Origin of the sequence: Streptomyces hydrogenans, from assembly GCF_014656075.1 — a bacterium.
Lineage (GTDB): Bacteria > Actinomycetota > Actinomycetes > Streptomycetales > Streptomycetaceae > Streptomyces > Streptomyces hydrogenans.
Window position 1 is genome coordinate 1 of sequence record NZ_BNBS01000152.1, and the last position, 16,514, is coordinate 16,514.

Below are 16,514 nucleotides of genomic sequence, written 5' to 3' on the forward strand. Positions count from 1 at the left end.
GGGCGCTCCGGCGGCGGGCCCGGGCGGGGTGGCCGCCCTGGGCCAGGACGGCCGCCTGCGCTGGGTGCCGGCCGGGCGCTGAGCCCGGTCCCGGCGCGGCGTCCGACGGGTCAGGCGTCGAGCAGGACCGGGAAGGACTCCAGGTCGTTCTGGGTCATCACCGGGAGGTTGCGCAGCTCCTCGTCCGGGACGGCGAGGCGCAGCCGGGGGAAGCGGGCGAAGAGCGCGGGCAGGGCGATGCCCGCCTCGACGCGGGACAGGGCGGCGCCGGGGCAGATGTGCGGGCCGTGGCCGAAGGTCATGTGCCGGATGGGCCCGGGGCGGGTGATGTCGAAGACGTCGGCGTCGGGGCCGTGCTGCTCGAAGTCGCGGCCGATCGCCCGGTAGGAGACGACCACGCCCTCGCCCTTCGGGATGACGGCGTCGCCGACCTCGATGTCCTCGGTGGCGAACCGCATCAGCAGGTGGGTGGTGGGGGTGTCGAAGCGCAGGGTCTCCTCGATCACCGTCTCCCAGGGGACCTCGCCGGCCAGCACCGTCCGCAGCTGCTCGGGGTGGGCGAGCAGGGCGCGGACGGCGTTGAGGACGAGGCCGATGGTGGTCTCGTGGCCGGCGGCGACCATCGCCTTGAGGTTGCCGACGACCTCCTCCTCGGTCAGCGGCTCGCCGCCGTCGTCGGCGAGGATGAGCCCGGAGGTCAGGTCGTCGGTGGGCAGGGCGGTCTTGGCGCGGACCAGGTCCGTGTAGAAGACGTCGAGTTCGGCGAGGAGGGCGAGGCGCTCGTCCTGCGGGGTGAGCATCGAGAAGAACTTCTTGTACTGGCGGGTGAGCATCGTGTTCGCCTCGGGGTCGACGCCCATCAGCATGCCGACGACCCGCATGGGCAGCGGCTGCGCGAAGACGGACTTGAGGTCGACGACGGCGCCGTCCCGGCCGGCCTCCTCCAGGGCGTCGAGGAGTTCGGCGGTGAACTTCTCGATGTCGGGGCGGATCGCCTCCAGGCGGCGCGGGGTCAGCGCCTGGGAGGTCTTGACGCGCAGCCGGCGGTGCTCGTCGCCGTCGACGGTGAACATGGAGCGGCCCGCGTCGACCATCCCGATGAGCGGCCAGGCGTGGGTGACCGCGCCGCTGGTCCACAGGTCCCAGGCGCCCAGGTCCTTCACCAGCCGGGGGTCGACCAGCAGCCGCCGGGCGTCGGCGTGCCGGGTGACGGCCCAGGCGGGCACGCCGAGCAGGTCGATGCGGGCCAGCGGGCCGGCGGCGCGGATCCGGTCGGTCTCTCCGGCGAGGTCCCGGACCATCGGGTCGACGACGACGGGCGCGGCGTCCTGGGCGGCTGCGTGCGGGCAGGTCACGAGAGGTCTCCTGTCGTGGGTACGGGGGTGAACCGGACGGGCAGGGCGGTGGTGCCGCGCAGGAAGGCGGAGGGGCGGCGGACCAGTTCGCCCTCGGGGACAGCCAGTTCGAGGTCGGGCAGCCGGTCGAGCAGGACCTCGATGCCGGTCCTGGCGATGATCTCGGCGATCTCCTGGGCGGGGAAGGGGCAGCGGTACTCGCCGTGGCTGAAGGCGAGGTGGGCGCCGCTGCCGCCGCGCTCGGAGGCGGGTGCGCCGGGGGCGCCCTGGCGGATCAGCGGGTCGGTGTTGGCGGCGCCGAGGCCGAGCAGGAGCAGGTCGCCGGCCTTGATCCGGCGCTCGCCGAGGCGGGTGTCGCGGACGGGCCAGCGGCCGGCCAGGATCTGGGTGGGGCCGTCCTCCCAGAGCACCTCGGTCATGGCGTCGGCGACGCTGCGGCGGCCGCGGGCCATCGAGTCGGCGAAGTCGGACTCGGTGAGCATCAGCCGGACGGAGTTGCCGATCCAGTCGGCGGTGGTGAGGTGGCCCGCGGCGGTGATCGCCATCAGGTCGAGCATGTACTCCTCGTCCGTGAACTCCTCGGGGAAGGCGAGCATCCGGCTGGTCACGTCGTCGCCGGGCTCGGCGCGCCTGGCGGCGACCAGCCGGGCCATGTGGGCGCCGAACCGCTGGTGGGCGCTCTGCGCCTCGGGGCCGCCGTCGGCGAGGTCCTTGAGGACCCGGGCGATGTCGGCGCCCTCGTCGTCGGGGAAGCCGACGAGCCGGGCGAGGACGAGGACCGGGAGGGGTTCGCAGAAGGCGGCGACGAGGTCGGCGTCGCCGCGGGCGCAGAAGCCGTCGATGAGCCGGTCGGCCAGCTGCTCGCAGTGGCCGCGGATCTCGAAGGGGTCGACGGCCTCCAGGGCGGGCACGACCATCCGGACGTGGCGCCGGTGCTCCTCGCCCGCGGTGAAGTAGATGGAGGGCAGGGGCCGTCCGACCATCGGGAGCAGCGGCCAGTCGTCGGGGACGTGCGGCCACTGGTTCCAGAGGCCGACGTCCCGGGGGAAGAGCTCGGGGTCGCTGGTGACCTGGTGGATCTCGCGGTAGCCGACGACCAGCCAGGCGGGGAAGCCGCCGGGGAGTTCGACGGGGACGACGGAGCCGTGCTCGCGGCGCATGGCCCGGTAGACGGCCTGCGGGTCGGTCTGGAAGCCGGGCCCGGAGAGCGGGACGGCCGCGGGGCATCCGGACGGGGGCGCGGCGTCGGGAGCGGGCTCGGCTGAGGGGGAGCGCGTCATGAGTCCTGTCTCCGGTGGTGAACATGTCGTCAACACGGCCGAAGTGGCCAACGCGTCGCCACTATAGGGAGGTTGTGTGTCGCCGGAGTGGTCGTCGGCGATCAATCTCGCGCCTTGAGAGAAACGATCAGGTCACCCGCTTGAGGGAAAGGTGATTTTCCGTCAAGTCGCACGGGACCGGCGGGGTGCGGTGCGCCGCGCGGCCGGGTGCGGGACGGTGGTCCGATGAACTGGACACTGGAAGTCGTCACGATCCCCGTCACCGACATGGACCGGGCGAAGGAGTTCTACGCCGAGAAGTGCGGCTTCACCATCGACCTCGACGACGAGGTCGCCCCCGGCACGCGGATCGTCCAGGCGACCCCGCCCGGCTCGCGCTGCTCCCTCGCGCTGCTCTCCGGCATGCCGCCGATGCCCGGCACCCGGGTGATGGCCCCGGGCACCCTGCACGGCCTCCAGCTGTGCGTCACCGACATCGAGGCGGCCCGGATCGCGCTCGTCGAGACCGGCGTCGACGTCTCCCCCGTGATGCACGTCGGGGCGAACGGCTGGGAGGAGGGCAAGGGCGGCACCTGGAACTCCTTCCTCAGCTTCGAGGACCCGGACGGCAACGGCTGGGTGGTCCAGGAGGCCCCCTCGGAACTCTCGGAACGCTGAGCGCTACCCGCCCAGCTCCACCAGGAACCGCACCGGCCCGTCCCCGTCCCCCGCGCGCCGCATCCCGGCCCGCTCCATCACCCGGTGCGAGGCGACGTTGGCGGGATCGGCGTCACCCCGCAGCACGGTCGCGCCGGCGGCCCGGGCGATGCCGATCACCGCGGCGAGCGCCTCGGAGGCGTACCCCCGTCCGCGCTCGCCCGGCACGATCCCGTACCCCACGGTCACGCCCCCGTCCGCCCCCGGCGGCCCGTGGAACCCGATCCCGCCGACGACGAGACCGCTCGCCGCGAGCCGTATCTGATACGTCCGGAACGCCCCCGGATCCCCGTCCTCCGCGCACCTGCGCAGAAACGCCCCCACGGACGCGAGGTCGCCCACCCCCGGGTACCCCTCCCCCCACCGCTCCCCCGGCAGGGGCTCCCGCGCGGCGATCCGCTCGCCCTCGGCGACGGTCAGGGGATGGAGGACGAGCCGCTCGGTGGCGACGGGTGCGATCTTCACGAGGGGCAGTCTGAACACCCCGCCCGCCGGCGGCAACGCAATTCCGGCCCGGCCGCGGCCCGGCCACGGCCCGGCCCCGGTGAGACGACGCGGGGCCGACGTTCCGCGAACGTCGGCCCCGCGTGCCGATGCGCTCCCGCGCCCGGCGTGACCTGCGCCTACAGCACCGGCAGGTTCTTCCGCAGCTCGAAGGCGGTGACCTCGGAGCGGTACTCCTCCCACTCCTGCTTCTTGTTGCGCAGGAAGAAGTCGAAGACGTGCTCGCCGAGGGTCTCGGCGACCAGTTCGCTCTTCTCCATGAGGGCGATCGCCTCGCCGAGGTTCTGCGGGAGGGGCTCGATGCCCATCGCGCGGCGCTCGGAGTCGGAGAGCGCCCAGACGTCGTCGTCGGCGCCGGCCGGGAGTTCGTACCCCTCCTCGATGCCCTTGAGGCCGGCCGCGAGGAGGACCGCGTAGGTCAGGTAGGGGTTGGCGCCCGAGTCGATGGAGCGGACCTCGACGCGGGACGAACCGGTCTTGCCGGGCTTGTACATGGGGACCCGGATGAGGGCGGAGCGGTTGTTGTGGCCCCAGCAGATGTACGAGGGGGCCTCGCCGCCCGAGCCGGCCGTGCGCGAGGAACCGCCCCAGATGCGCTTGTACGAGTTGACCCACTGGTTCGTCACGGCGGAGATCTCGCCCGCGTGCTTCAGGAGGCCCGCGATGAAGGAGCGGCCGACCTTGGAGAGCTGGTACTCGGCGCCCGACTCGTAGAAGGCGTTCCGGTCGCCCTCGAAGAGGGAGAGGTGGGTGTGCATGCCCGAACCCGGGTAGTCCGAGAACGGCTTCGGCATGAAGGTCGCCTGGACGCCCTGCTCCAGCGCCACCTGCTTCATGACCAGGCGGAAGGTCATGATGTTGTCGGCGGTGGAGAGCGCGTCGGCGTAGCGGAGGTCGATCTCCTGCTGGCCGGGGGCGCCCTCGTGGTGGGAGAACTCGACGGAGATGCCCATCGATTCGAGCATGGTGATGGCCTGGCGGCGGAAGTCCATGCCGACGTTCTGCGGGGTGTGGTCGAAGTACCCGGAGTTGTCGGCCGGGGTGGGCCGCGAGCCGTCGAGCGGCTTGTCCTTCAGCAGGAAGAACTCGATCTCGGGGTGGGTGTAGAAGGTGAAGCCGAGGTCCGACGCCTTGGCGAGCGCCCGCTTGAGGACGAAGCGCGGGTCGGCGAAGGACGGCGAGCCGTCGGGCATGAGGATGTCGCAGAACATCCGGGCCGTGCCGGGCGCCTCGGCCCGCCAGGGCAGGATCTGGAAGGTCCCCGGGTCCGGCTTGGCGATCATGTCGGACTCGTAGACCCGGGCGAAGCCCTCGATCGCGGAGCCGTCGAAGCCGATGCCCTCGTCGAAGGCCTGCTCCAGCTCGGCGGGGGCTACGGCGACCGACTTCAGGAATCCGAGCACGTCGGTGAACCACAGGCGCACGAAGCGGATGTCGCGCTCTTCGAGCGTACGGAGCACAAATTCCTGCTGCTTGTCCATTTCCACACCCATCCTCGCTGGTCAGGCCGCCTGCTCCCACCGCCTCGGGCACATCGGGGGGCACCTGAGCATCCCACCACATGGTTTCGTGCACGTTGCACACCCATACTGCCTGTTCGGGTGTGACACAGGTAACCGAGGACCTCCGGAAGTCGTACCCCGTTCGGCCCACACGGCCCCCTCGCCCACTACGATCGGCGCCCATGGGAGCCCTGCGGCTCGAACGCCCGTACCGGCACGCGCGTCCCATGGCACTGGTGAGTGCCGTGGCGACGCTCCTCGCCGCGCTCTTCGTCTGTCTGGGGCGCGGACCGGCCGGCCCGGGGGGCCATCCGGGGCACGCCCGGGCCGCCGCCGCGGCCCCCGCCGCGTCCCCGGGCCCTGCCGCCACGCCCGTCCCCGGGACCGGCGCGGCCGCGTACGTCTGCCCGTACGACCGGGGCGACTGCTCCCTCTTCCCGTCCCTCTCCCCCGCGGTGCTCAGCGCCCCGCCCCTCGACCCGCCGCTGCACACCGAGGACCGGCTGCCGCGCGTCGACGCGCTCGCCGGCGACGGCGCGGGGCGGGATCCGGGGGTCCGGCCGCGCGCCCCGGACCTGCACGTCCTTCAAGTTCTCCGGACCTAGGGCGGTCTCCGGGTCCGTACGGACCCAGGAGGGCCTCCGCCCTGCCCCGAACGACGACTTCCCCTTTTTTCTTTCCCAGAAGGACGACATCACCATGGCCGCCAACCGCTCCACCTCCGCCGACCGCCGCGCCCGAATAGAGGAGATGCGCCGCGCCGAGCAGGCCCGGGAGCGCCGCAACCGCTTCCTCACCATCGGCGTCTCCGCCGTCGTCGTGCTGAGCCTCGTCGGCTTCGGCACCTTCGTGCTGATGAAGAAGTCCGACGAGGAGGACGCCAAGGCCGCCGCCGCCAAGGCCCCCATCTCCGGCGAGAAGTCGTGGGACGCGGCGAAGCTGGGCCGCAACCACGTCGAGACCGCCGTGAAGTACGACATGAAGCCCCCGGTCGGCGGCGACCACCACCCGGTGTGGCTGAACTGCGACGGCGACGTCTACGACAAGGCCGTCCCCGAGGTGAACGCCGTGCACTCCCTGGAGCACGGCGCCGTGTGGGTGACGTATACCAAGAAGGCCGCCGAGGCCGACGTCAAGAAGCTGAAGGACAAGGTCTCCGACACCCCCTACACGCTGATGAGCCCGGTCGACGACCAGAGCGGCGCGATCATGCTCTCCGCCTGGGGCAAGCAGGTCACCGTGGACAGCGCGAGCGACCCGCGCGTCGACGCCTTCTTCACCAAGTACGTGCAGGGCAAGCAGACGCCCGAGCCCGGTGCGGCCTGCACCGGCGGCGTCGGCGCCGACGGCATGGGCGGCGCCGGGATGGGCCAGTGACCGGCCGCCGCACGCGCTACGCGGCGGTCACCGCGGTCGCCCTCTCGGTGCTGTTCGCCGCGGGCGCGGTCACGGTCGCCTCGGCCGAGCGCGAGGAGGCGCCCCGCACCCCGGACAGCGCCTCCGCGGACGCCGGCTTCGCCCGGGACATGTCGGTCCACCACCAGCAGGCCGTCGAGATGTCCTTCATCGTCCGTGACCGGACCGAGGACCCGGCGGTGCGCCGGCTCGCGTACGACATCGCCAACACCCAGGCCAACCAGCGCGGCATGATGCTCGGCTGGCTCGACATGTGGGGCCTGCCGAAGGTCGAGTCGGGCACCGCTCCGATGACCTGGATGGGCATGCCCGTGACCGGCGACGCGGCCGGCAAGGACGGCGCGCTGATGCCCGGCATGGCGACGAGGACGCAGCTGGACGCGCTGCGCGAGGCCTCCGGCAAGGAGGCCGAGGTCCTGTACCTGCGGCTGATGACCGCCCACCACAAGGGCGGGGTGCACATGGCCGAGGGCTGCGTGCAGAAGTGCTCGGTGGACATCGAGCGGGACCTCGCGCAGGGCATGGTCGACGCCCAGGAGTCGGAGATCGCGCTGATGGCGGACATGCTCCGCAAGCGCGGCGCCACCGCCTGAGCCGCCCGCCCGGCACCCCCGGCCCCCGTGACCCGCTGCGGTCGCGGGGGCCGACGCGTGCCCGCAGAATGAAGGCGCTCGGGGAGACGTACGTACAAGGACGTTCGACGAAAGGTACGCACCCCATGACCACGGCGAAGGACATCATGCACCCGGGAGCCCGCTGGATCCCGGAACACGAGACGCTCGACCGCGCGGCCCAGATGATGCGCGACCTGAACGTGGGGGCGCTCCCCGTCGCCGACGGGGACGAGCGGCTCTGCGGCATCGTGACCGACCGCGACATCGTGGTCCGCTGTGTGGCCATGGGCCACGACCCGGCGAAGGTGACCTGCGGCGCGATCGTCCAGGGCACCCCGCGCTGGATCGACGCGGGCGCGGACGTGGGCGCGGTCCTGGAGGAGATGCAGAGCCACCAGATCCGGCGGCTGCCGGTGATCGAGAACAAGCGGCTCGTCGGCATGATCAGCGAGGCCGACCTGGCCCAGCGGCTGTCGGACGAGCAGCTGAAGGCCTTCTGCGCGAGCGTCTACGCCGCGTCCTGAGACGCCTGGAGGACGACCCGGGCCACCGTGTCCGGGTCGTCCCGCATGACCAGATGGCCCGACGGCACGGCCGCCTCGTAGTGGGCGCCGAGCCGTCGGGCCAGCGCGCGCTGGCGGTCCTCCCAGCGGGCGGAGCCGTCGGGGGCGGTGAGGACGGTGACCCGGGCGGCGGGCGGGAGCGGGCGGTGGTCCCGGAGGGCGTGGAGTTCGGCGGCGACGGCGCCGTAGCGGGCGTTCTCGCGCAGGGCGCCGCGCCAGACGCGTGAACCGCGGTAGACGCGGCGGACCTCGGCGGGCGGCGCCGTGTCGGGGCGCAGCGCGAGGCGGCGCAGCGCGGGGCCGAGGGCGGCGGGCAGGCCGAGGGCGGCGAGGGCGGTCCCGGCGGCGACGGTCCAGCCGAGCCGGCCGGGCCGGGGGTGGTCCTCGGTGGAGGAGTCGACGAGCACCAGGGCGGCCGTGCGGTCCGGGTGGAGGCGGGCGAAGCCCTCGGCGTGGAGTCCGGCGATCGAGTGGCCGACGACGGTGACGGGCCCGGGCAGGCCGAGGGCGTCGAGGAGGGCGGCGATCCGGTGGGCCTCGCCGGCCAGGGTGGGGGGTGCGGTCGTGCCCTGGGAGAGGCCGTGGCCGGGGCGGTCGAAGCGGACGACCGTGCGGTGCGGGGCGAGGAGGGGGACGACCGGGTCCCAGTCGAACCAGCAGAGGCCGAGCCCGGCGGAGAGCACGCAGACGGGCCCGTGGCCGTCGACGGCCACGTGGTGGGCGACGCCCCCGATCCGCAGCAGGCTCATCGGCGCTCCCGGGCGACCGAGACGGCGAGGACGCCGGTCCACACCGCGACGAGGAGGACCTGGAGGCGCTGTCCGGCGCCGAGGGACCACAGGCCCCGGCCGGCCTCGAAGGCGGCGACGGCGGCGAGGGTCCAGGCGGTGGCGGCGAGTTCGAGGGCGACGAGGGCCGGTCCGGTGCGGGCCAGGGGCCGCCAGAGGCCGTACCGGCGGGCGGCGACGGTGAGGGCGACCATCGCGACGAGGGCGCCGGTCATGGCGAGGCCGGAGCTGACGGCGTGGGCCGCGTGGGTGGCGGGGACGAGTCCGGCGGTCTCCCGGGCGGCGCACTCGGGGTCGACGGTGGGGGCGCAGCTGAGCGGGAGGCGGGAGTCGAGGGCGGTGGCGGCGCCGAAGAGGGCGAGCGCGGACCAGCCGACGAGGAGCCAGGGGCGACGGGCGGCGGCGCCGGTGTCGGTGCGGGCCCAGCGGGGGACGCCGGGGTCGGGCGCGGGTCCGGCGGGGGCGCGGGTGGCGAGGAGGCCGGCGACCGCGCCGGCGAGGACGAGGAGCCCGGCGGCGAGGTCGGTGGCGCGGAAGAGGCCGCCGAGGGGCTGGTCGGCGGCGGCGAGTTCGGAGACGTAGGTGCGGACCGGGTCGAGGCCGGTCCGCACGACGACTTCGAGGACCCAGGCGGTGTACGCGAGCGCCCCCAGGAACAGCAGGACGGCGGACGCGCGCGTGACCTTTCCGGGCATACGGGGTCAGACGTCAGGAGGTGCCGGAAGGTTCCCGGTGGTCGGGATGGACCCACTCGGGCTTGCGGTACTTGAGGAGGAGGGCGGGGATGAGGAGGCCGAGGACGAACAGGCCGCCGCCGACGATCAGCAGGTAGCGCCAGAGCGGCTCGCCGTCGAACTGGTCGGGCGGGACGAAGCCGATGACGAGGGCGAGGACGGAGGCGACGAAGCCGACGGCGGCGACCCAGGTGACGGCGGGGACGCGGAAGCCGCGCTCCACGTGGGGCTGGGTGCGGCGGAGCTTGACGACGGCGACGAACATCAGCAGGTAGGCGATCAGGTAGATCTGCACGGTGATGACGGAGAACATCCAGTACGAGCTGGAGACCGAGTCGCTGAAGGCGTACAGGATGCCGATCAGGGTGGTGACGACGCCCTGGGCGACCATGATGGCGGTCGGGGAGCCGGCCCTGTTGAACTTCTGGAAGGCGGGCGGGAGGTAGCCCTCCTGGCGGGAGAGCAGGACGAGGCCCTTGGCGGGTCCGGAGAGCCAGGTGAGCATGCCGCCGAGGGCGGCGCAGACCAGCATGACGCCGACGACCCGGGTCATCCAGCCGATGGAGAAGTGGTCGAAGAAGGCGCCGAACGCCTGCATGAGGCCGGCGGTGAGGCTGAGCTGGTCGGACGGCATGACCCAGGCGATGGCGAGGGCCGGGAGGATGAAGATCAGCAGGACGAGGCCGGTGGCCAGGAACATCGCCTTGGGGTACTCGCGCTTGGGCTCGCGCAGCGAGGAGACGTGCACGCCGTTCATCTCCATGCCCGCGTAGGACAGGAAGTTGTTGACGATGAGGACGAGGCTGGCGAGGCCGGTCCACGGCGGCAGCCAGTGGTCGGCGGTCATCGGCTGGGCGGAGGGGTTGCCCTGGCCGAGGAAGACCATGCCGAGGACGACGAGGAGCACGCCGGGGATCAGGGTGCCGACGATCAGGCCGAAGGAGGAGAGCCCGGCGATGGCCCGGGTGCCGCGCGAGGAGACCCAGACGCCGGCCCAGTAGACGGTGATGATGACGATCGCGACGTAGAGGCCGTTCTCGGCGAGCGAGGGGTCGATGACGTACGCGAAGGTCGAGGCGACGTAGGCGAGCAGGCTCGGGTAGTACGCGATCGTCATGGCGAACTGGCACCAGACGGCGAGGAAGCCGAAGGGCTTGCCGAGGGCCTCGCTGACCCAGCGGTAGATGCCGCCGGACCAGCCGGAGGCGAGCTCGGCGCCGACGAGGGCGGTGGGGAGCAGGAAGACGAGGGCGGGGAGCAGGTAGAGGAAGACCGCGGCCAGTCCGTAGATGGCCATGGTCGGCGCGGGCCGCAGGGAGGCGACGGACGCCGTGGTCATGAAGGCGAGCGTCAGCCAGGAGATGAACTGCCGCTTGGTGCCGTCGTCCTGGAGGACCGCCGCGTCCTCGCCGGGGGCGGGCCGGGCCGATTCCGCCGGATCGTCAGTGGTCGTCATGGGCCCATGATCACGGCGGCCGACTTACTTCGCATGTCGGGAGGGAAGGGGTGGACCGGCCGGTGCCGGGGCGGGTTCCCAGGACATAGCGTCGGTTTGACGATTAGACTGGGGGGCGTGCATCGACTACGCCTCGCGCTGAATCAGATCGACTCGACCGTCGGGGACGTCGCCGGGAACTCCGAGGCGATCGTCCACTGGACCCGGCACGCCGTCGGGCAGGGCGCGCACCTCGTCGCCTTCCCCGAGATGGCCCTGACCGGCTATCCCGTCGAGGACCTGGCCCTGCGGCCGTCCTTCGTCGAAGCCTCCCGGGCGGCGCTGGACGCGCTCGCGGAGCGGCTCGCCGACGAGGGGTTCGGCGAGGTGCCGGTGGTCGTCGGCTACCTCGACCGCACGGAGCGGGCGGTGCCGCGCCTCGGCCGCCCGGCCGGCTCGCCGGAGAACGCGGCGGCGGTGCTGCACCGCGGTCGGGCCGTGCTCCGCCTCGCCAAGCACCACCTGCCGAACTACGGCGTCTTCGACGAGTTCCGCTACTTCGTGCAGGGCGACACCCTGCCGGTGCTGCGGGTCCGCGGGGTCGACGTGGCCCTGGCGATCTGCGAGGACCTGTGGCAGGAGGGCGGCCGGGTGCCGGCGGCGCGCAGCGCCCGGGCCGGGCTGCTGCTGTCGGTGAACGCCTCGCCGTACGAGCGGGACAAGGACGACACCCGGCTCGAACTGGTCCGCGGGCGGGCCCGGGAGGCCGGCTGCACCACGGCCTATCTGGCGTCCACCGGCGGGCAGGACGACCTGGTCTTCGACGGGGACTCGATCGTGGTGGACGCGGCGGGCGAGGTGATCGCGCGGGCCCCGCAGTTCACCGAGGGCAGCGTGATCCTCGACCTGGACCTGCCGGCGGCCGACCCGGACGCCCCGGCGCCGGGCACCGTGGTGGACGACGGGCTGCGGATCGACCGGGCCGTGCTCGCCGGGGAGGCCGGGGAGCCCCTGCCGGTGACCGAGCCGGAGTTGACGGGCGGTTACGCCCAGCGGCTCGACGACGACGAGGAGGTCTACTCGGCGCTGGTCGTCGGGCTGCGCGCGTACGTCGCGAAGAACGGTTTCGGCTCGGTGGTGATCGGCCTGTCCGGCGGCATCGACTCGGCCCTCGTCGCCGCGATCGCCTGCGACGCGCTGGGCGCCGACCGGGTGCACGGGGTGTCGATGCCGTCGAAGTACTCCTCGGACCACTCGAAGGGCGACGCGGCCGAGCTGGCCCGCAGGACCGGGCTGCACTTCCGCACCGTCCCCATCGCGCCGATGTTCGACGCCTACATGGCGGCGCTGGAGCTCACCGGGCTCGCCGAGGAGAACCTCCAGTCCCGGCTGCGCGGCACCACCCTGATGGCGATCTCCAACCAGGAGGGCCACCTCGTCCTCGCCCCGGGCAACAAGTCCGAGCTGGCGGTGGGCTACTCGACGCTGTACGGCGACTCCGTCGGCGCCTACGGGCCGATCAAGGACGTCTACAAGTCGGACGTCTTCCGGCTGGCCCGGTGGCGGAACCGGGCCGCCGAGGAGCGCGGCCAGACCCCGCCCATCCCGGAGAACTCGATCGTGAAGCCGCCCAGCGCCGAGCTGCGCCCGGGCCAGGTGGACACGGACTCGCTGCCGGACTACGACGTGCTCGACCGGATCCTCGCCCTGTACGTGGACGGGGACGAGGGGACGGACGCGATCGTGGCGGCCGGCTTCGACGCGGAGCTGGTGGCGCGGACGCTGCGGATGGTGGACGCGGCGGAGTACAAGCGGCGCCAGTACCCGCCGGGCACCAAGATCTCGGCGAAGGGCTTCGGCAAGGACCGGCGGCTGCCGATCACGAACCGCTGGCGGGAGACACCGGCGCCCTGACCCCGGCCTCCCGGCCGGTCCCGGCCGTCGGTCCGGTCCCGTCCGCCGGGCCCGTGAGGGGGCTTCGCGCGACGACGTGCGAGGCCCCCTTCGCCGTGTCCGTACGGGCCTCCCGACGGTCGAGGAGACCGGCGAGGGCGGCGATCGCGAGGCCCACCGCGGCCAGCCCCGCGCCGACCAGGGCCGGGGAGGTCCAGCCGCCGCCGGCGGCGATGGCGGCGCCGCCGGCCCAGGCGCCGCCCGCGTTGGCGAGGTTGAAGGCCGAGTGGTTGGAGGCGGAGGCGAGCGTGGGGGCGTCCTTGGCCTTCTCCATGACGAGCATCTGGAGCGGGGTGGTGGTCATGAAGCCGACCGCGCCGAGCACCACCACGGTGACCAGGGCGAGCCAGGGCACGTGGACGGTGTACCGGAAGGCGACCAGGGTCAGGGCGAGGGCGGCCAGCGAGCCGTAGAGGGTGGGGCGGGGGGCGCGGTCGGTGAGCGGTCCGGCGGCGAGCGCGCCGGCCGTCATGCCGAGGCCGAAGAGGGCGAGGACGACGGTGACGGTGGACTCGCCGAAGCCCATCACCTCGGTGGTCATGGACGCCAGGTAGGAGTAGACGGCGAAGACGCCGGCGAAGCCGAAGACGGCGGTGAGCAGGCCGAGCAGCACCTGCGGGCGGCCCAGGGCGCGCAGTTCGCGGCCGAGGCCCTGGCGCTCGTCGACGGGCAGCTCGGGGACCAGCCTGGCGAGGGCGGCGAGCGCGCCCAGGCCGATGACGGCGACGACGAGGAAGGTGGCGCGCCAGCCGAGGTGCTGGCCGAGCAGGGTGGCGGCGGGGACGCCGAGGATGTTGGCGACGGTCAGGCCGAGGAACATGGTGGCGACCGCGCGGGCCTGCCGGTCGGGGCGGACCAGCCGGGCGGCGACGACGGCGCCGACGCCGAAGAAGGCGCCGTGCGGGAGGCCGGCGAGGACCCGGCCGGCGAGCAGCCAGCCGTAACCGGGCGCGAGGGCGGAGGCGAGGTTGCCGACGGTGAAGAGGGCCATCAGCAGGAGCAGCATCCGCTTGCGGGGGAGGCGGGAACCGAGGGCGGTGAGCAGCGGGGCGCCGACGACGACGCCGAGGGCGTAGGCGGAGACGAGGTGGCCCGCGGTGGGGACGGTGGTGCCGAGGTCGGCGGCGACGTTGGGCAGCAGGCCCATCATCACGAACTCGGTGGTGCCGATGCCGAAAGCGGAGATGGCCAGGGCGAGCAGGGCCACGGGCATGGGTGGGAGACCCTTTCCGGGTACGAGGGTTTGTTTTCTTACGAAACAAATTCTCGCAGACGGCTGGGTATTCCCGGTCTCCGGGGGATGAAGAGAAGGTTTCGGCCGGTCGGCGGCCGGGCCCGGCCGCCCCGGGCCCGGCCCGCGCGGGGTCAGAGCGTGACGCGGGCCGCGAGCGGCAGGTGGTCGCTCTTCGTCTCCGGCAGCGCCCAGGAGGAGACCGGCTCGACGCCCCGGACCAGGATCTGGTCGATCCGGGCCATCGGGAAGGAGGCAGGCCAGGAGAAGCCGAAGCCGTCGCCGGCCGCGCCCTGGGTGGAACGCAGCTGCGAGGTCACCCCGTTGAGGGCCCGGTCGTTCATGGTGCCGTTGAGGTCGCCCAGGAGGACGATCCGCTCGGCCCGGTCGCTCGCGATGGCCTCGCCGAGGGCGTCGGCGCTGGTGTCCCGCTGGTTGGCGGTGAAGCCGGCGTTCAGCTTGACCCGTACCGAGGGGAGGTGGGCGACGTACACCCGCAGCTCGCCCTGGGGGGCGACGACCGTCGCGCGCATGGCGCGGGTCCAGCCCAGGTGGATGTCGACCGGCCGGGCGTCCCGCAGCGGCAGCCGGCTCCACAGCCCGACGGTGCCCTGGACCGAGTGGTACGGGTACTTCTCCGCCAGCTCCCGCTCGTAGACCGGCACCATGTCGGCCTTGAGCTCCTCCAGGGCCAGCACGTCCGCGCCGGAGGCGGCGAGCCCTCGGGCGGTGCCCTCGGGGTCGGGGTTGTCGGCGTTGACGTTGTGGGTGGCGACGGTGAGGTCGCCGCCGGAGGACGACTTGTCGGCGACCAGGCCGCCGAAGAGGTTGAGCCAGACGACCGCCGGGAGCAGCAGCGCGATCAGCGCGGTGGCGGAGCGGCGCAGCAGCGCGAGGAGGAGCAGGACCGGGACGAAGAGGCCGATCCAGGGCAGGAAGGTCTCGGTGAGGCTGCCGAGGTTGCCGATCCGGTTGGGAATCTCCGAGTGGAGGGCCATCAGCAGGGTCAGGACGACGGCACAGACGGCGAGGACGATGCCGCGCCGCCAGATGCCGGGGTCCCTTCGCAGGCGGCCGAGGGCGGAGCGGAACCGGTCACGGCCGCCGGAAGGGGCACCTCCCGTTCCGCCGTGCTCCGTCCCCGTCATGTCCACCCGCGCCATTTTCGCCCTCACTCGCCTTGCCGTGCCGTCGTGCCGTCCGTGCTCCGAGACCCGGCCTCGACCCTAGGCGATGCCGGGCCCGGTGCACTCCCCCAAGGACGGACGCGGCGTGTGACGGGGTTCCGACGGGGTGGCGGTTCGGGCGGGCTGTGACAGAACGCGCACATTCGTGCGGGTCGGAAGGAGGCGGGGCGCGGCCGTCGCGCCTCGGGCGGACGGGGGGAGGCGGGGGCTCAGCCGTGCGGGCCGACTCCGTCGAGGAAGGTGGGGGGTCGGTCTCTCGGCCGGACGCCGTCGAGGAAGGCGGGGCTCTGCCCCCCGGCCGGGCGCCGTCGCTGAAAGCGGGGTTCTGCCCGTCGGCCGGACGCCGTGGAAGAACGCGGGGCTCAAGCCCGTGGCGGACCCCGCCGAAGAAGGCCGGGGCTCAGACCCCCGGCCGGACGCCGCCGAAGAAGGCCGAGGCTCAGACCCCCGGCCGGACCCCGCCGAAGAGGGCGCCCCCAGTCCCCGGCGGGCCCCGGCGGAGAATGCGCGGGCTCAGTCCCTCGGCCGGACCCCGCCGAACAGGGCGCCCCCCAGTCCCCCGGCGGACCCCGGCAGAGAACACGCGGGCTCAGTCCCTCGGGCGGACTCCGTCGAGGATGGTGTCGGCGACGCGGGCCGGGAAGTCGGGCGACAGGTCGGCGTCGGGCTGGAGGACGGTACGGAGCAGGAGCGGGCCGACGAAGAGGTCGTTGACCAGCTCCAGGTCGAGGTCGGCCCGGATCTCGCCGGCGGCGACGCCCCGCTCCAGGACCTCGATGCCGAGGCGGCGGCGGGGTTCGATGGCGGTGCGGTGGTACTGGTCCCAGAGCCGGGGGTGGGTCTGCATCTGGGCGAACATGTTCCGCAGCAGCGCGGACGTCCGCTTGGCGAGTCCGCGCCGCCGCATGAACTCCAGGAGCATCACGAGGTCGTCGCGGACCGAGGTGCCGGGCAGCGCCGGGTCGGGCGGCTCGACGGACCGGATCAGCTCGACGAGCAGGTCCTCCTTGCCGGCCCAGCGGCGGTAGATCGTGGCCTTGCCGACCCCGGCGGTACGGGCGATCCGCTCGATGGACACGTCCCCGAGGGCCACGCCGCCCTCCAGCAGCCCGATGACCGCGTCGAAGACCGCCCGCTCGACCCCCTCGCTCCGGGGCCGGCCCCGCCGGGCCGCGCCCTCGCCGCACGCCTCCGGCCGCGCGTCCTCGTCCGGGCCGGGGGCCGGCGTACCGGCCCTCTCCGGAGCGGCCGGGGCC

Annotated in this window: 16 protein-coding genes; 6 read left to right on the top strand and 10 right to left on the bottom strand. The window is 73.4% G+C overall.

Going from position 1 to position 16,514, the window contains the following annotated elements:
• Positions 1–110: 110 nt before the first annotated feature.
• Positions 111–1,355, bottom strand: coding sequence for a cytochrome P450 family protein (locus IE321_RS36645; RefSeq protein ID WP_043229040.1), 1,245 nt, complete (start codon positions 1,353–1,355; stop codon positions 111–113).
• On the bottom strand, positions 1,352–2,635 hold the full coding sequence (locus tag IE321_RS36650; RefSeq protein ID WP_043229038.1) for a cytochrome P450 family protein: 1,284 nt from the start codon (positions 2,633–2,635) through the stop codon (positions 1,352–1,354). Before IE321_RS36650 ends, IE321_RS36645 begins: the two co-directional genes overlap by 4 nt.
• A gap of 225 nt (positions 2,636–2,860) precedes the next feature.
• On the opposite strand from IE321_RS36650, the gene IE321_RS36655 reads away from it, so the two are divergent.
• Positions 2,861–3,292, top strand: a complete 432-nt coding sequence (locus tag IE321_RS36655; protein ID WP_190226093.1) for a VOC family protein — start codon at positions 2,861–2,863, stop codon at positions 3,290–3,292.
• Positions 3,293–3,295: 3 nt separating this feature from the next.
• Here IE321_RS36655 and IE321_RS36660 read toward each other — a convergent pair whose 3' ends face one another.
• On the bottom strand, positions 3,296–3,796 hold the full coding sequence (locus IE321_RS36660) for a GNAT family N-acetyltransferase (RefSeq protein WP_051842616.1): 501 nt from the start codon (positions 3,794–3,796) through the stop codon (positions 3,296–3,298).
• 158 nt (positions 3,797–3,954) lie between these two features.
• Positions 3,955–5,316: a gamma-glutamylpolyamine synthetase GlnA2 gene (glnA2, locus tag IE321_RS36665; RefSeq protein WP_030755173.1), complete on the bottom strand. Its 1,362-nt coding sequence runs from the start codon at positions 5,314–5,316 to the stop codon at positions 3,955–3,957.
• 203 nt (positions 5,317–5,519) lie between these two features.
• Between glnA2 and IE321_RS36670 the strand changes: the two genes are divergently transcribed.
• The 4 genes from IE321_RS36670 to IE321_RS36685 all read left to right on the top strand — a co-directional run bounded on the left by IE321_RS36670 (position 5,520) and on the right by IE321_RS36685 (position 7,891).
• On the top strand, positions 5,520–5,942 hold the full coding sequence (locus tag IE321_RS36670) for a hypothetical protein (protein WP_190226094.1): 423 nt from the start codon (positions 5,520–5,522) through the stop codon (positions 5,940–5,942).
• A gap of 94 nt (positions 5,943–6,036) precedes the next feature.
• Complete coding sequence (locus IE321_RS36675) at positions 6,037–6,714, top strand: thioredoxin-like domain-containing protein (protein ID WP_190226095.1); 678 nt, start codon at positions 6,037–6,039, stop codon at positions 6,712–6,714.
• Positions 6,711–7,346 carry a DUF305 domain-containing protein gene (locus tag IE321_RS36680; RefSeq protein ID WP_043229033.1) on the top strand — a complete coding sequence of 212 codons (636 nt, stop codon included), beginning with the start codon at positions 6,711–6,713 and terminating at the stop codon, positions 7,344–7,346. Before IE321_RS36675 ends, IE321_RS36680 begins: the two co-directional genes overlap by 4 nt.
• A gap of 125 nt (positions 7,347–7,471) precedes the next feature.
• Positions 7,472–7,891, top strand: a complete 420-nt coding sequence (locus IE321_RS36685) for a CBS domain-containing protein (RefSeq protein ID WP_043229031.1) — start codon at positions 7,472–7,474, stop codon at positions 7,889–7,891.
• On the opposite strand, the gene IE321_RS36690 is transcribed toward IE321_RS36685, so the two are convergent.
• From IE321_RS36690 to gadC, 3 genes are read right to left on the bottom strand one after another with little or no spacing between them, the layout of a single operon-like run.
• Positions 7,876–8,679: an alpha/beta fold hydrolase gene (locus IE321_RS36690; RefSeq protein ID WP_190226096.1), complete on the bottom strand. Its 804-nt coding sequence runs from the start codon at positions 8,677–8,679 to the stop codon at positions 7,876–7,878. The genes IE321_RS36685 and IE321_RS36690 overlap by 16 nt on opposite strands.
• Positions 8,676–9,413, bottom strand: coding sequence for a DUF998 domain-containing protein (locus tag IE321_RS36695; RefSeq protein WP_190226097.1), 738 nt, complete (start codon positions 9,411–9,413; stop codon positions 8,676–8,678). The genes IE321_RS36690 and IE321_RS36695 overlap by 4 nt, the downstream gene beginning before the upstream one ends.
• 13 nt (positions 9,414–9,426) lie before the next feature.
• A complete protein-coding gene (gene gadC, locus IE321_RS36700) occupies positions 9,427–10,908 on the bottom strand; it encodes a glutamate/gamma-aminobutyrate antiporter GadC (RefSeq protein ID WP_190226098.1) in 1,482 nt (493 codons plus the stop codon).
• Positions 10,909–11,046: 138 nt separating this feature from the next.
• Between gadC and IE321_RS36705 the strand changes: the two genes are divergently transcribed.
• A complete protein-coding gene (locus IE321_RS36705; protein ID WP_372470240.1) occupies positions 11,047–12,801 on the top strand; it encodes an NAD+ synthase in 1,755 nt (584 codons plus the stop codon).
• Here IE321_RS36705 and IE321_RS36710 read toward each other — a convergent pair.
• From IE321_RS36710 to IE321_RS36720, 3 genes are all read right to left on the bottom strand, one after another.
• Positions 12,767–14,053 (bottom strand): MFS transporter, encoded by a 1,287-nt coding sequence (locus IE321_RS36710; RefSeq protein WP_051842613.1) that lies wholly within the window; start codon positions 14,051–14,053, stop codon positions 12,767–12,769. The two genes, IE321_RS36705 and IE321_RS36710, sit on opposite strands and share 35 nt — an antisense overlap.
• Positions 14,054–14,205: 152 nt before the next feature.
• Complete coding sequence (locus IE321_RS36715; protein ID WP_250732720.1) at positions 14,206–15,219, bottom strand: endonuclease/exonuclease/phosphatase family protein; 1,014 nt, start codon at positions 15,217–15,219, stop codon at positions 14,206–14,208.
• A 628-nt stretch (positions 15,220–15,847) separates the two neighbouring features.
• A partial coding sequence (locus tag IE321_RS36720) for a TetR/AcrR family transcriptional regulator (RefSeq protein WP_229916719.1) occupies positions 15,848–16,514 on the bottom strand: 667 nt, incomplete at its 5' end.